This is a genomic window from Fructilactobacillus sp. X2R1C3, from assembly GCF_059901425.1.
This window is the reverse complement of record NZ_JBWXUW010000002.1, coordinates 345,639-360,161: the sequence shown is the minus strand read 5'-3', so window position 1 is coordinate 360,161 and position 14,523 is coordinate 345,639. Positions and strand designations below refer to the sequence as shown.

Here is a 14,523-nt window from a genome sequence, read left to right as displayed (position 1 = left end):
TTGGAGGATTAGCTCAGCTGGGAGAGCATCTGCCTTACAAGCAGGAGGTCACAGGTTCGATCCCTGTATCCTCCATAACATATGGTCCGTTGGTCTAGTTGGTTCAGGACGCCTGCCTGTCACGCAGGAGATCACGAGTTCGAGTCTCGTACGGACCGTTTGTTGTGGGTAACCCTTGCAACATTAATTAAATAGTTTTATTATTATAAATGTCATAAAAGACAATGGCTCGGTAGCTCAGTTGGTAGAGCAACGGATTGAAGCTCCGTGTGTCGGCAGTTCGATTCTGTCCCGCGCCATTATATGGAAGGATAGCAAAGTCTGGCTAAACGCGGCGGACCGTAAATCCGCTCCTTCGGGTTCGGTGGTTCAAATCCACTTCCTTCCATTTTATTTATAGGGATATCGTACAACGGTAGTATACCGGTCTCCAAAACCGTTGATGTGGGTTCAATTCCTACTATCCCTGTTTATGATGTTATGGCGGTAGTGGTGAAGTGGTTAACACATCGGTTTGTGGTACCGACACGCGTGGGTTCGATTCCCACCTACCGCCCTTTTGATTGCTTGGTTCCAGTAGGGAAGGGCAGTTGTTAAGGCTTAGTGCCTTTATGGCGGTATAGCCAAGTGGTAAGGCAGAGGTCTGCAAAACCTTCATCACCGGTTCAAATCCGGTTACCGCCTTTGTTTTACTGCTTTAGCAATCATTAGCATGCCGGAGTGGCGGAACTGGCAGACGCGCTGGACTCAAAATCCAGTGATCATTGCGATCGTGTGGGTTCGAACCCCACCTCCGGTATAACATAGTTATATAGCTTATCTTAGCAAATCAAGAACGTTGTCATTGCAACGTTCTTTTTTTATACTCTGGTCTTACTGTGGATAGTTTATCTAATTTTTAAGTGGGCCACACCATTTAAATACGTGTTAGAAATAAAATGGCTAAAATAAAAAGCCATCGTAAAATGACTTTTTATCTTATTGTGTTTTACTGGTTAATTTGACCTAAGTTATTTTTATTAATGGCATACTTAGCTTGTTCAGGGGTGTATCCCTCAGCTTCAGAAGTTAGTTGGTCGTAAACTTGTTGAGCTGACAAATGTTGTTCTTTCGAATAGTTTTTTGCTGATTTAACCGCGTTTTCTTGATAATCTTTATCACTGAATTTATTAACGGCTGATTGAGCCGCCTCTGGTTTAAATTTGTTTCCAGATTGTGATGTTAGTTGAGTGTATAAACGCTTCTTAGACATTGGAACAGATTCCATATAGCTTTTAGCGGTGTTGTAAGCATTATCACTTTCAGTATTTGCGCTATTAGTTGTTGAAATAGCAGACGCCGTTTTAGACGAACTCTCTAGTTTTACTTTTTGAGAAGTTTGACCGCTAGATGTGGCTGAACTGTTTTTCTTTTTGTCACTGTTACTTCCAGCAACAAAGATTACCACAAGTATGATGATTGCAATTATGACCCAAACCCAGAATCGTTTATACCATTTCTTTTTTTGTTTTCCTTTTGCCATAACAAACTCCTTATATTAGCTTTTAACGTCAATCGGTTTTGGACGTATTTTATAATCATACTGATTATTTATTATTCAATGACACCTGAAACACTACCTATTTAGTATATCAAAGTAGCATAAATAAAAAAAACATCAACTTAATCTTTAGTTGCTGACACATAATTATTGATGATAAAGTAGTTTGGTCAAAATAGTTGGCGTTCCTTATTGCACCGTATACTTTGCGAAGATTGAGAGAGGTCAGGTAATTAAGCTTTCTTCTTGCTAAGTAACACTGATATGACATATACTAATGATGCAGGGATGAGTCCGGGTACATTAAGGTTCTGTTGATCCTTCATTGTTGTTAATTTATTAACTGCCCGGACTTAGACCTGTTTTTTGATGGCCAAGTTAATTATGATAATTGATGCATTAAGATGAAATAGGGATCACCAAATGGTGATCCCTATTTTCGTTTATTTCGAAGTTTTATCTTTAATTTTCTCAATTTTAATTTTTGTTTCTTAAGCTTTAACTTTTGTTTTTTTAATCGTAACTTTTCACGCTTAAGTCTTGCTTCACGTCTCCCAAGCACATTGATCAACCCCTTAATTGAACTAGTACATATGATACACTCTTCTTTTTTTATAATCCAATCATCATTCCCATAGCTAATTTAACTTTTAAATCACTTTAAGAATTACTATAATTGGTTCAATGTGAATTTTCGTTATTATTTAATTCAAGGGAGGAAAAAATGGAAAACGAAAATAAGTATGAAGTTCATCCCATTCCAATGAACGAGCGTAACATGAGCTATTGGGATATGTTTGCTAACTGGTTTGGAGCAAACGCTAATAATGGAACTTGGTTTATTGGAGGCATTATTGCCGCTTGTGGTTTATGGGGTGGGTTTAGTGCTTTGGTGGTTGCCTCAATTATTTCGTACCTTTTTCTAAGTTTAATTGGATATGAGGGGTATAAAACGGGGTTATCGACGACAACTTTGAGTCGGGCAACATTTGGAATCAGGGGAAGCATGATCCCATCAGTTGTCAATTTAGTGATGTTTATGGGTTGGACCGCGGTTAATACTTTTATTGCGGCAACTTCATTATCCTATATTTTTAATTCATTCTTTGGTTGGCCAATTTTTGGGAAGCCTGGTGGTACGTTCGGTTTAGTTGTCGGGATTCTGGTTATGAGTATTTTACATATTCTTAGTGTTATATCAGGACAACGATCCATTAGAATTATTGAAAGAGTTGGAATTATTCTGGTTATTGTCTTTGTAATATGGGAAGTCTTGGTAGTGTTTAGAGATGTTTCGTTTACCCAACTTGCTCATTATATGGTTCCCAAAAAGGATCGGATGCCATTTGGAGCAGCAATTGATAGTCTGGCTGCGTTTAACTTGGCATGGGTTACCAGTGGGGCTGACTTTACTAGATTTACTAATAAAAAGCGCGTTTCAACAAGTGCACCATTTTGGGGAGCATTACTAGGAGCAGTCAGTTTTGCATCCATCGGATTATGCACTACCATCAGTATTGCCATTACATCTGGAGTTTATGATCCCAATAATTCTGATCCAAGTACGGTGGCCAATAAATTGGGTCTAGGAATGATTGCAATGATCGTGATTGTCTTAACCAGTATGACCGCTAATGCCGTTAATTTACAGGCCGCTGGATCAGCGTTAACGAATATGTATCATAAATTGACATTAAAACAGTCGTTGTTGATTGTCACCGTGGTGGCTATGATTTTAACTTTTATCCCACTTTTAAGTGGAAGCTTTCTTTCTGCTTTTACGGCCTTCCTTGATTATATTGGGATGTTTTTAGGTCCAATCATCTCCATCATGCTGGTGGATTATTTTCTTCTTAATGATCGTGACTACCAGTTGAAATCGTTTGGCGATCCGAAAGGAGAGTTTTGGTATAGCCATGGGGTGAACTGGGTTGCGTTTGCACTCTGGATTTTGGGAATTTTGCTATACTTAATGTTGAAAAATGTTGCAATTGTTAAAAATACCATCGGAGCGACTTTTATTGTAATGGCAATTATTGCTGTTCTATACTATGTTATCGGTCGTGTGTTAGAAAGACGGGACAAATAAAATGATTATTAAACAGGGATATATTGAGAATTCGACACAAAAACAAGACATTTTAGTTAAAGATGGGAAAATTAAAGCGATTGGTGATCACATTGATGATCCTAAAGAAGAGGTGATTGATGCGAATGGTAAATTGATTATCCCACCATTTGTTGATTCACATGTCCATCTAGATTCAACTCTGACAGCCGGTGAACCCCGGTTTAATGAAAGTGGAACACTATTTGAAGGTATTTCAATTTGGTCTGAGCGAAAACAAAGTTTATCTGAAAAAGACGTTAAGGAGCGCGCCATTAAAACGCTCAAGAATCAAGCTGAACATGGAATTCAGTTCGTGAGAAGTCACGTTGATACTACTGATCCCAATCTTACTGCTCTTAAAGCACTTCTTGATGTAAGAGAACGGGTATCTAGTTTTATTGACCTTCAGTTGGTTGCTTTTCCACAGGAGGGGATCCTATCATTTCCACATGGCAAAGATTTACTAACAGAAGCTGTCAAAATGGGAGTTGACGCTGTGGGTGGAATTCCTCATTACGAATTTAATCAATATTATGGGCGTGATTCACTAAAGTTTTTGATGAACTTAGCTGAAAAATATGGCAAACTTGTTGACGTTCACTGCGATGAAATTGATGATCCCAATTCCAGAAATTTGGAAGTTCTAGCTACTTTGGCGTATGAATCGGGACTAAGTGATCGGGTTACTGCTAGTCATACAACGGCACTTGGATCATATAACGATGCATATGCCGATAAGTTGATGAGAATTCTTAAGATGGCAAAGATTAACATGGTAGCCAATCCACTGGTTAATATGCATCTGGGTGGTCGATTTGATACTTACCCTAAACGACGTGGTCTAACGAGAGTTAAGGAACTTTTAAAGCATGGAATCAACGTCTCGTTTGGAGAAGACGACGTCAAAGATCCATGGTATCCAATGGGAAACGGGAACATGTTGGATGCGCTTTATGTTGGTATTTTAGCGAGTCAACTGATGGGATACCATCAGATTATGGATTCGTATAAACTGGTCACTACCAATGCCGCTAAAACCCTACATGTTACTGATCATTATGGAATTGAGAAGGGAAAACCTGCTAGTTTCTTAATCTTTGATACGGATAATTTTTATAATGAAATTAACGAAAGAAGAACGCTTTTGTACTCAATCAGAAACGGGAAAGTTTTGGTTAAAAAGCAACCAGAAGAAGTTCAAACTCATTTTGATTAGGTTTTAGTCAGAGTACTTCACTTTCATTCCTCTTGTGATATGATGAACGTAAAGATTACACTGAGGAGGCAATTATAATGGCAGAAGAAGCTAATACCGAGATCCCTAAAACTATGAATGCTTGGGAAATTGTTAAACCCGGACCGATTAACGGAAGTAAATCTCCCTTAAAATATGTTAAAAAAGAGGTTCCAACACCAGGTGATGGTGAAGTTTTGGTTAAGGTGCTAACGTGTGGAGTTTGTCACACGGATCTACATGTTACCGAGGGTGATTTACCGGTCCATAAAAAGGATTTAACCCCTGGGCACGAAATTATTGGTAAAGTAGTTAAAAATGGACCCCATACTCGTCGATTTAAAATTGGCGATCGAATTGGAATCCCGTGGTTACGGAAAACATGTGGTGTATGTAAGTATTGTCGTTCTGGTAGAGAGAATCTATGCCCATATTCTAAATATACGGGATGGGATCATGACGGTGGTTATGAGGAATATACAACCGTTCCTGAGGGGTTTGCTTATCGAATTCCAGAGAGGTTTAACTCACTTCAAGCAGCTCCACTGCTTTGTGCTGGAATCATTGGATATCGTGCTTTTGAACGTGCTAACATCCCAGCTGGTGGTACGCTTGGAATTTATGGGTTTGGTGGTTCGGCTCACATCACCGCGCAATTAGCGATTGATCAGGGAATTGACGTACACGTCTTTACTCGAGGTGAAGATGCCAAGCAATTTGCCTTATCACTTGGGGCAAAATCAGTAAATAACACTTATGATATGTCGCCCGTTCCTCTCGATTCATCGATTATTTTTGCACCAGTTGGTGAGGCTGTTCCTAATGCGTTGAAAAGTTTAGCTTCTGGAGGGACTTTAGCATTAGCCGGAATTCATATGACTGATATTCCTCAGATGAGTTACGAAGATCATATTTTTCACGAAAAGAACTTAACGAGCGTTGAAAGTAATACGAGAAGTGATGGCGAAGAGTTTTTGACCTTAGCTGATCGGCTACACATTGAACCTGACGTTACTGAGTTTCCACTTTCAAAGGCGGATGAAGCATTGAAAAGGGTCGCAAAAGGTGATTTGAAAGGTGCGTGCGTTTTAAACGTCGGGTTAGAGAGTGATTAGTTTCTAAATAAAATGAAAGAGATTTACAAACGATAAACCTTTTCGTTTGGAAATTTTATTGACAAACAATCATATAAAATATATCATTTTAACTAAATAAATCTTTAAGTGTGTCCAGTGAGGCAACAAGATTTCGAATTTTAAAGTGATACTGTGAAACTTTATTTAATCGAAGACTGTTGTCCACTTGGACAGCAGTTCTTTTATTAAAGAAGGGGAGTCAGTATAAATGTCTCAGAAAAAGGACTATGTATTAGGAATTCATGATCGTCCATCACCGTTAAAGTGGGTCGGACTTTCCTTACAACACATGTTTTCAATGTTTGGTAGTACAGTAATTGTTCCATTGTTGGTTGGTTTAAGCCCAAGTATTGCGCTCTTTGCATCTGGAATTGGGACCTTACTCCATGTTCTAATTACTAAGGGGAAAATACCAGCATATATGGGCTCAAGTTTTGCCTTTGTGACTCCCATGATGGCGTTAATGAAAACGACCGGAATTTCAGGAGTTTCACAAGGAGTAGTTGCTGTTGGTTTAGTTTATGTGGTGGTTGCCACGATCATTTCATTTATTGGATCTGATTGGATTGATAAGATTCTACCACCAGTGGTAGTGGGACCAATCGTAATGGTAATTGGACTATCACTTGCTGGGAGCGCTGCTCAAAATGCGATGATGGATCATGGAAAATATAGTTTGGTTTTCTTTAGCATCGCGATGGCCACCTTGTTTTTAGCAATTTTTTTCAACGTTAAATTAAAGGGATTCTTGGGATTAATTCCGATTTTATTGGCAATTGTCTGCGGGTATTTAATTTCAATGGCGTGTGGATTAGTTGATATTCATGCAATTGCCACTGCCCCATGGTTTAAAATGCCTCCGTTTCACATCATTGGTACCGAGCGAGGCTTCAAGTTTGACTGGAATGCCATCTTGATTATGGCTCCCATTGCATTTGTTACGATGACCGAACACATGGGCCATTTGATGGTATTGGGCGAAATGACCCACAAGGATTTCTTCAAAAACCCGGGCTTAAATCGCACGCTTGCTGGGGATGGAGCTGCTTCGCTTGCAGCAGGAATTCTTGGGGGACCAGCGGTAACTAGTTATGGTGAGAATATTGGAGTCATGGCAATTACCAAAGTTTACAGTGTTTGGGTCATAATCGGAGCAGCTATTTTTGCCATGATCTTTGCGTTCGTGAATAAGTTAAATGTTCTAATCATGCAAATGCCGCTTCCAGTTATTGGTGGAATTAGTTTTCTCTTGTTTGGGACAATTGCTGCTAATGGTGCCAAGGTAATGATTGATAATAAATTGGATATGGATAAGAAGCGTAATTTGATGATTGCTTCGGTTATTTTGGTAATTGGAATTGGTAATGCATACATTCAAATTGGAAGTTTCCAGTTTACTGGAGTGGCTTTAGCAACTGTGATTGGAATCGTGTTGAACCTTCTCCTACCAAAAGATGAACATGATGATCCAGATCTTGAAGATCAATCTATTGACCCAGTAAAGAAATAGTAATATCATAATTTTATGTTAAAGAACACGAGAGGAGAAACTGACTATGTGTAAACCATGTTGTTGTAAAAAGGATTTGACAAAATCTGACAACATTTTTGGTATGCACTCAAAGGCTTCTCTATAAATGATATTAATTTATTATAATTATGAGAGGACTGGTGGATCCAGTCCTCTTTTTTGTGTTCTTTTGTGATTATTTAGGAGGTAGCATCATGAAAAAGTTACTTGTCTGTTTAAATTTTTAGAGTAAAATAAACATAGCGAGTTAGTTAATTTTGCACAATATATTTTAATGAATGGGGATTTTAATTATGAAGAAAAGATGGCCTTTACTTTTACTAACAGGAGTGGCCGCATTGGCTCTTACCGTTACCGCATGTGGGAAACAATCTGAGACTAAAAAGCCTGGGACTTTGACGGTTGGTATGGAAGGAACTTACGCTCCATATTCTTATAAGGATAAGAACGGTAAGTTAACCGGATTTGAAGTTGATTTGGCTAATGATGTTGCTAAAAAGATGGGGATGAAGGTTCAATACAAGTTAACTGGATGGGATTCATTAATTCAGGGACTCAATTCTAATTCTTATGATGTTATTTTTAACAATATGGCTATTAATCCATCTAGAAAAAAGCAGTATCGGTTTGCCACTCCATACATTTATTCAAAGGCAATCATGATTACTAAGAAAGACTCACCAATTAAAAATGCTCAAGACTTGAAGGGTAAGAAAGTTGCTGAAGGCACTGGGACCGATAACTGGAATAACGCCGAAAAGTTGCATGCTAAACCAGTTACTTCACCAGATTTTAATACTTCAATGCAAATGATTGATCAAGGTCGTGTTGTTGGTGCTTTAAATGCTCAGCCAGCATGGCAAAGTTGGTATGCAAGCCATAAAGATACTGACCTTCAAGCTAAACTAGTTCCAACTGATGTTATTCCTCAAAGTCAAATTGCTCCAATGATGAACAAGAAATCTGCTAAGTTAAATAAACAAATGGACAAAGCAATTAATGAACTTCGAAAAGATGGTACCTTGAAACGACTATCAATGAAGTACTTTGGAGAGAATATTACCGATAAATAATATTAGTTAGGAGCTTAAAGAATTATGTGGGACATTATCATTTCATCATTACCGAGTCTCTTAGAGGCAATGATTAAATACACCATTCCACTAACAATTATTTCATTCTTTTTTGGTTTAATTCTTGCGATTGTTACCGCACTGATAAAGTTTCTTAAACCACATGGGAATGCATTTGTTAGAGTTATATGGGGCATTTTTAGAGCCATTGCAGACGTATACGTGTGGGCTTTTCGTTCCACTCCATTGTTGGTTCAGTTGTTCATTATTTATTTTGGTTTACCGAACCTGCAAAATTTCATTCCCGGTTTTAATTTTGAAATTCCGGCCTTTACGGCAGCAATAATTGGTTTTTCGTTAAATACCGGTGCTTATGCTTCTGAAACAATTCGGTCAGCTCTGATGTCGGTTCCCCAAGATCAATGGGATGCTGCATATACTCTGGGTTTTAGCACCACTCAAACCCTGTGGTACATTGTTTTACCACAAGCAGCACGAATCGTACTTCCTCCACTATCTAACGAATTTATTGGATTAGTTAAGGATACCTCTCTTGCAAGTACGATTACCATCACAGAGATGTTTCAGGTTAGTCAACAAATTGCGGCGCACAACTATCAGCCACTACTTATGTACACAGAAGTAGCCGCTCTTTACGCTATTTTGTGCAGTATTTTAACGATCCTTCAACACTATCTCGAAAAGCGTTCTTCAAGATACTTAAAGGGGGATGAAGGCTAATGATTAAGATTGAAGACATTGTAAAAAAATATGATGGGAAAACCGTTCTGGATAAAATTAGTACGGAATTTCCTGAGGGAAAAACGACCGTAATTGTTGGTCCTTCTGGTTCTGGGAAGTCAACCTTACTACGTTCACTGGACTTGTTGGTTCATCCCGATTCAGGCGTAATTAGTTTTCCTAATTTTTCGTTAAACTACGCGGATAAGATTACCAGTAAACAGAGTAAGGAATTACGAGCACAGACTAGCATGGTCTTTCAAAATTGGAATCTTTTTCCTAATTTACGGGTGATTGATAACATTACGGCTGCACCAATCCACGTTCATAAGGTTGCGAAAAAAGATGCGGTAGCCCAAGCAGAAAAACTATTGAAACGGGTTGGGCTTGAAAAATATGCTAATTTCTATCCCGATGAATTATCTGGTGGGATGCAACAACGAATCTCGATCTGTCGGGCATTGGCAGTCAAACCTAAGTACATTTTACTAGATGAACCTACCAGTGCGCTTGATCCAGAGTTAGAGACGCAAGTTTTAGAAATGCTGGAAGAGCTAGCTGATCAGGGACAATCAATGATTATGATTACTCACAACATTAAGTTTGCTAAATTATCTGCTGATAAAATGTTATTCATTGAAAATGGTGAGAAGATTTTTGATGGATCAAAGGACGAATTTTTTAATAACCCATCTCCAAGAATCAAAGAATTTTTAGATGCAATTTCTTTACAGTAAATAAAAATGAGGACTTCATATTTTGAAGTCCTCATTTTTATATGAAAGCTGCTAATCCAATAATTATAAATGAAAGTAAACAATTTTCTGGGGTTTCTTTTTCGCTGAAGATTTGAATTCCGTATGAGATTAATACTAAAGCAATTAAAATCGCACATTTTAGTAAGGAAAAATTTGCTAGCAGAAGCGCTGCAAAGATTAAAATGAAGATAAAGTTTAATTTAGTTTCAAGTCGATGATTAAAGAACGGAACAAAAAACAAACAGTACAAGCAAAATAGAATTCCAACGTTTACGAGGACACTTGATTCCAGGTATTGGTTATCAAGGTAACAAAAAGAAATGACCGGAGCAATTGAATTTAGAAAGGAAAAACAAACTAGTCCATAGTAATTCTCGAGTTTAAATTTTGGCATCATTACAATGATATTGGTGATTCCAAGGATGATAAACAGGATGATTAATAAGATGGGAAACAAGGTGACAATCGCTAATAACACTGGGATGACGTTGAGAAATAAATTGATCCGTGGATCATAACGAATGATGAAAAGTAGAAGGGATGCCGACCAAAGAAACTCTGATAGGATCAGCACGACCAGTCTGGTATTCCAGTGAACTGATAGTAAGTCGACTTGCGAAGCAAAGAGCCATATTAGTGTATTTAAGATGATGAATATTGTAAGAACTAAGGCATGTACGGTAGTTTGATTCTTTTCAATAAAAATTTTCATAATATTGTCCTTTTTGTATTAATAAACCCATGTTAATCAATTATGTAAATTTGTTCAATGTAGATTTTGTGTGCTTTTTAATTACTTGCGAATATGTTATTATTATAAAGTTATGAGCAGATTCCCGATAGGATTCACGAAGAGTGAAGTTGCCTTGTAACCACAAACAATAGGGGGAATAAGAATGTCAGAAAAGCGTTTATTTACTTCTGAATCAGTTTCGGAAGGTCATCCGGATAAAGTTGCCGATCAAATTAGTGATGCAATCCTGGATGCAATTTTAAAAAAAGATCCAGATGCACGAGTTGCCTGTGAAACCTCAGTTACTACAGGACTTGTGTTAGTATTTGGTGAAATCTCAACTAGTGCTTATGTTAACATTCAAAAAGTTGTTAGAGATACGATTCGTGAAATTGGTTATAATGATCCTAAATATGGTTTTGATGCAGATAGTGTTGCTGTGTTAGTTTCACTTGATGAACAGTCACCAGATATTGCACAGGGAGTTGATGAGTCGGTTGAGACTCGCGGCGGAGACGTCGACCCACTTGATAAGATTGGTGCTGGAGACCAGGGAATTATGTTTGGTTATGCAGACAGTGAGACTCCTGAATTAATGCCACTTCCAATCTCATTGAGTCATCATTTAATGCAGAAGCTTTCTAAGCTTCGTAAAAATGATTCTATTCCTTATCTTAGGCCGGATGCCAAAGCGGAAGTAACGGTTGAATACGATCAAAATGATGATCCTAAGCGTGTTGATACCGTGGTTTTAAGTACCCAACATGATCCTGATGTTACTCAAGAACAGATTCGAAAAGATGTCATCGAAAAGGTCATCAAAACGACGATTCCATCTAAGTATCTTGATGAGAACACTAAGTATTTAATTAATCCAACCGGAAAGTTTGTGGTTGGTGGACCCGTTGGCGATGCCGGTTTGACTGGAAGAAAAATCATTGTTGATACATATGGTGGGGCAGCTCATCATGGTGGTGGTGCTTTTTCTGGGAAAGATGCGACTAAGGTTGATCGTTCCGCAAGTTACGCAGCGCGGTATATCGCTAAAAACATTGTTGCGGCAGGACTTGCAAAAAAGATTGAAATTCAGTTAGCATATGCCATTGGGGTTGCTGAACCAGTTTCAATTTCAGTTAATACGTTTGGAACTTCAAAAGTTTCAGACGATAAGTTAGTTGCTGCCATTAGAAAAGTATTCGACTTACGACCGGCTGGAATTATTAAGATGCTTGATTTAAAGCGGCCAATTTATAAACAAACGGCTGCTTATGGTCACTTTGGAAGAACGGATGTCGATCTTCCGTGGGAACACACCGATAAGGTAAAAGAGTTACAAAGTTATTTTAAATAGGATTTAAATGACGACCTTCAATGGTCGTTTTTTATTGTATCAAACAGAAAGATGATGAAATATGAAGGGTAAAACAAACGTTAAAGTTGTGACAATTGCATTATTTGTTGCCACATTTATGAGCGCAGTTGAAGGAACCATTGTTTCGACGGCAATGCCCACGATTGTCGGTGATCTTCATGGGGTATCGTTGATGAACTGGGTTTTCTCAATTTTTCTTTTGACAAACTCAATTGCCACTCCAATTTATGGTAAGTTAGCCGATCAATTAGGCCGCAAATCGGTTTTTATATTTGGTTTGGTGGTCTTTGTCATTGGTTCCATGTTATCAGGAATGTCCAATAGTATGGGAACATTGATTTTGTGGCGAGCAGTTCAAGGAATCGGTGCAGGAGTGATTATGCCAGTATCTTTTACCATTATTGCTGACATGTATTCTTTTGAAAAACGAGCTCAAATGGTTGGTTTAAATGGATCAGCGTGGGGAATCGCCTCGGTGGTTGCACCGTTACTAGGTGGATTTTTGGTTGACAATCTTTCTTGGCACTGGGTTTTCTTCATTAATGTTCCTATTGGAATTCTGACAATTATTTTGATTGCATTATTTTTACACGAACCAAAACGTAAGATTGAAAGTAAGATGGATTTACCTGGTGTCGTCTTAATTGCAGTCCTTTTGTTTTCGGTTATGTACATGTTCCAAGTCTTAAGTGAATCTCCAATCAATTGGATAATGGTGGTTGGATGTTTAGTGGTTGCAATCATTAGTGGATTTTTATTCTATCGGCAAGAGAAAAAAGCAACTGATCCACTAATTCCAATTCAGATGTTTAAAAGTCGAACGTTTGTCACCCAGAACTTAATTGCGGCTCTTATTAGTGGTTTTATTTTCGGATATGAGGTTTATTTGCCAGATTGGACCCAGGGAATTTTAGGATTAAAGGCCACAATGGCTGGATTTGCGATCACACCTAGTTCCGTTCTATGGCTGGTTGGTTCTTTTATTTCGGGGAAAATGATTCTGAAATATCGGCCACAACAGATTATGAACTTTAGTTTGGCATTTGTTTTGCTAGGAGCAATTTGTATGGTCCTGCTTCCGATTACTACGCCATTTTGGGTTTTCTTTGTTCTTTCAGCCGTTTTAGGAACTGGCTTTGGAATTACCATTACTACTTCCACCGTTACGGTTCAAAACGAGGTTTCACCAGAACACGTTGGGGTGGCTTCTTCATTCAATACCCTGAGTCGGACCCTCGGTCAAACAATTATGATTTCCATCTTTGGAATTGTGATGAACACCTCGATGGCAAAAGGGGTTAGTGAACATCCAGGGACTAACTTAAAAATGATGAATACACTGATTAATCCCCAGACGGCGGTTAATTTATCTAAGCAGGTTTTGCCCGTGCTGCATGAGATTCTTTACAGTGCCATTCATCATATCTTTATTTTGGCTTTATTACTAGTAATTTTATCTTATGGGGTGAACTGGTTCGACCATAAGAATATGCAAAAGAAAACGAACTAACATTACTTAGTTCGTTTTTGAATTGCCACTAGGATTGGTGGATCATTGATTTGATTGATAAATTGGTATTTTAAAACGTTGTACCTGTGTTGATTGAGACCCCTAGCAAATTTTAAAACCTGTTTCTTTTCTTCTTTCCCGCCAGCGTGACCATAGTACAGTACTAAAATGATGATTCCGTTAGGAGTTAAACATCTAAGAATATCGTTAACGGCTTTAATGGTGGTTTTGGGTTTGGTTATGATTTTTTTGTCACCAGTGGGAAGGTATCCTAAGTTGAAAATTGCGGCCGCAATTGGACTGTTCTGAATGTATTTCTTAACGTTTTCATGCCCATCAAGAATAACTTGACATTGTTTTTGCTCACCGTATTTCGTTAGGCGTTGTTTGGTGGCTAAAGCGGCATTCGGTTGAATATCGAAGCTAAAAACATGGCCGTTTTTACCAACAAGTTGAGCTAAATAAAGGGTGTCGTGGCCTAGTCCGGCCGTTCCATCGATTACGGTTTCACCTGGTTTAACAATTTGTTTTAGTAGAGTATGGCTAAAATTTAATGCTGATTGTAGTTTCATTTGAAACACCTCACTAATTATTATATCAGTTGTTTGTGGTTAACTTGTTTTTTTGGATAAAATTTGGTAGAGTTTATTTAATCATATAATATATCATTTAGGTGAAGTATTAGATTGTTTTATTTTTCAGAAACCAAGTGGGTGATGCAAACTTGGAAATAGAATGATTGAACTTATCATCGAAGTTTTAACCGAATTAAAAGTTAAACGTTT

12 protein-coding genes, 8 tRNA genes, 1 riboswitch and 1 other annotated feature (1 of these 22 cut by a window edge) are annotated in these 14,523 nt (G+C 38.0%); of the genes, 17 read left to right on the top strand and 3 right to left on the bottom strand.

Features of this window, described 5'->3' with window-relative positions:
* Positions 1–2: 2 nt before the first annotated feature.
* From AC6UDD_RS03945 to AC6UDD_RS03910, 8 genes are all read left to right on the top strand, one after another.
* Positions 3–75 (top strand) — tRNA-Val (locus tag AC6UDD_RS03945).
* An 8-nt stretch (positions 76–83) separates the two neighbouring features.
* Positions 84–158, top strand: a tRNA-Asp gene (locus AC6UDD_RS03940).
* 68 nt (positions 159–226) lie between these two features.
* A tRNA-Phe gene (locus AC6UDD_RS03935) sits at positions 227–299 on the top strand.
* 6 nt (positions 300–305) lie between these two features.
* Positions 306–388, top strand: a tRNA-Tyr gene (locus AC6UDD_RS03930).
* A gap of 10 nt (positions 389–398) precedes the next feature.
* Positions 399–469 (top strand) — tRNA-Trp (locus AC6UDD_RS03925).
* A 14-nt stretch (positions 470–483) separates the two neighbouring features.
* Positions 484–556: transfer RNA gene (locus AC6UDD_RS03920), tRNA-His, on the top strand.
* A gap of 57 nt (positions 557–613) precedes the next feature.
* Positions 614–684 (top strand) — tRNA-Cys (locus AC6UDD_RS03915).
* Between the two features lie 30 nt (positions 685–714).
* Positions 715–799 (top strand) — tRNA-Leu (locus AC6UDD_RS03910).
* A 189-nt stretch (positions 800–988) separates the two neighbouring features.
* Here AC6UDD_RS03910 and AC6UDD_RS03905 read toward each other — a convergent pair.
* The gene (locus AC6UDD_RS03905; RefSeq protein WP_500718895.1) at positions 989–1,522 is read right to left on the bottom strand and encodes an Ltp family lipoprotein; all 534 of its coding nucleotides are present in this window, start codon (positions 1,520–1,522) and stop codon (positions 989–991) included.
* A 742-nt stretch (positions 1,523–2,264) separates the two neighbouring features.
* On the opposite strand from AC6UDD_RS03905, the gene AC6UDD_RS03900 reads away from it, so the two are divergent.
* From AC6UDD_RS03900 to AC6UDD_RS03870, 7 genes are all read left to right on the top strand, one after another.
* Positions 2,265–3,629 (top strand): purine-cytosine permease family protein, encoded by a 1,365-nt coding sequence (locus AC6UDD_RS03900; protein ID WP_500718893.1) that lies wholly within the window; start codon positions 2,265–2,267, stop codon positions 3,627–3,629.
* 1 nt (position 3,630) lies between these two features.
* Positions 3,631–4,866 carry a cytosine deaminase gene (gene codA, locus AC6UDD_RS03895; RefSeq protein WP_500718891.1) on the top strand — a complete coding sequence of 412 codons (1,236 nt, stop codon included), beginning with the start codon at positions 3,631–3,633 and terminating at the stop codon, positions 4,864–4,866.
* Between the two features lie 77 nt (positions 4,867–4,943).
* Positions 4,944–5,999, top strand: a complete 1,056-nt coding sequence (locus tag AC6UDD_RS03890; RefSeq protein ID WP_500718889.1) for a zinc-dependent alcohol dehydrogenase family protein — start codon at positions 4,944–4,946, stop codon at positions 5,997–5,999.
* Positions 6,000–6,228: 229 nt separating this feature from the next.
* The gene (locus AC6UDD_RS03885; protein ID WP_500718886.1) at positions 6,229–7,530 is read left to right on the top strand and encodes a uracil-xanthine permease family protein; all 1,302 of its coding nucleotides are present in this window, start codon (positions 6,229–6,231) and stop codon (positions 7,528–7,530) included.
* Positions 7,531–7,844: 314 nt separating this feature from the next.
* A complete protein-coding gene (locus tag AC6UDD_RS03880; RefSeq protein WP_500718884.1) occupies positions 7,845–8,624 on the top strand; it encodes a transporter substrate-binding domain-containing protein in 780 nt (259 codons plus the stop codon).
* Positions 8,625–8,648: 24 nt separating this feature from the next.
* The gene (locus AC6UDD_RS03875; protein ID WP_500718882.1) at positions 8,649–9,365 is read left to right on the top strand and encodes an amino acid ABC transporter permease; all 717 of its coding nucleotides are present in this window, start codon (positions 8,649–8,651) and stop codon (positions 9,363–9,365) included.
* Positions 9,365–10,102 carry an amino acid ABC transporter ATP-binding protein gene (locus AC6UDD_RS03870; protein ID WP_500718879.1) on the top strand — a complete coding sequence of 246 codons (738 nt, stop codon included), beginning with the start codon at positions 9,365–9,367 and terminating at the stop codon, positions 10,100–10,102. The genes AC6UDD_RS03875 and AC6UDD_RS03870 overlap by 1 nt, the downstream gene beginning before the upstream one ends.
* A 37-nt stretch (positions 10,103–10,139) precedes the next feature.
* Here AC6UDD_RS03870 and AC6UDD_RS03865 read toward each other — a convergent pair whose 3' ends face one another.
* Positions 10,140–10,835 (bottom strand): hypothetical protein, encoded by a 696-nt coding sequence (locus AC6UDD_RS03865; protein ID WP_500718877.1) that lies wholly within the window; start codon positions 10,833–10,835, stop codon positions 10,140–10,142.
* Positions 10,836–10,940: 105 nt separating this feature from the next.
* A riboswitch (SMK box riboswitch) is annotated at positions 10,941–11,022 on the top strand.
* Here AC6UDD_RS03865 and metK point away from each other — a divergent pair.
* Both metK and AC6UDD_RS03855 read left to right on the top strand, forming a co-directional pair.
* Positions 11,020–12,207 carry a methionine adenosyltransferase gene (gene metK / locus AC6UDD_RS03860; protein WP_500706639.1) on the top strand — a complete coding sequence of 396 codons (1,188 nt, stop codon included), beginning with the start codon at positions 11,020–11,022 and terminating at the stop codon, positions 12,205–12,207. (Overlaps the previous riboswitch by 3 nt.)
* Positions 12,208–12,268: 61 nt before the next feature.
* Positions 12,269–13,738, top strand: a complete 1,470-nt coding sequence (locus AC6UDD_RS03855) for an MDR family MFS transporter (protein ID WP_500718875.1) — start codon at positions 12,269–12,271, stop codon at positions 13,736–13,738.
* A 2-nt stretch (positions 13,739–13,740) separates the two neighbouring features.
* On the opposite strand, the gene mnmM is transcribed toward AC6UDD_RS03855, so the two are convergent.
* Complete coding sequence (mnmM, locus tag AC6UDD_RS03850) at positions 13,741–14,310, bottom strand: tRNA 5-(aminomethyl)-2-thiouridylate-methyltransferase MnmM (RefSeq protein WP_500718873.1); 570 nt, start codon at positions 14,308–14,310, stop codon at positions 13,741–13,743.
* Between the two features lie 87 nt (positions 14,311–14,397).
* Positions 14,398–14,523, top strand: a binding site (T-box leader); it runs 68 nt beyond the window's last position.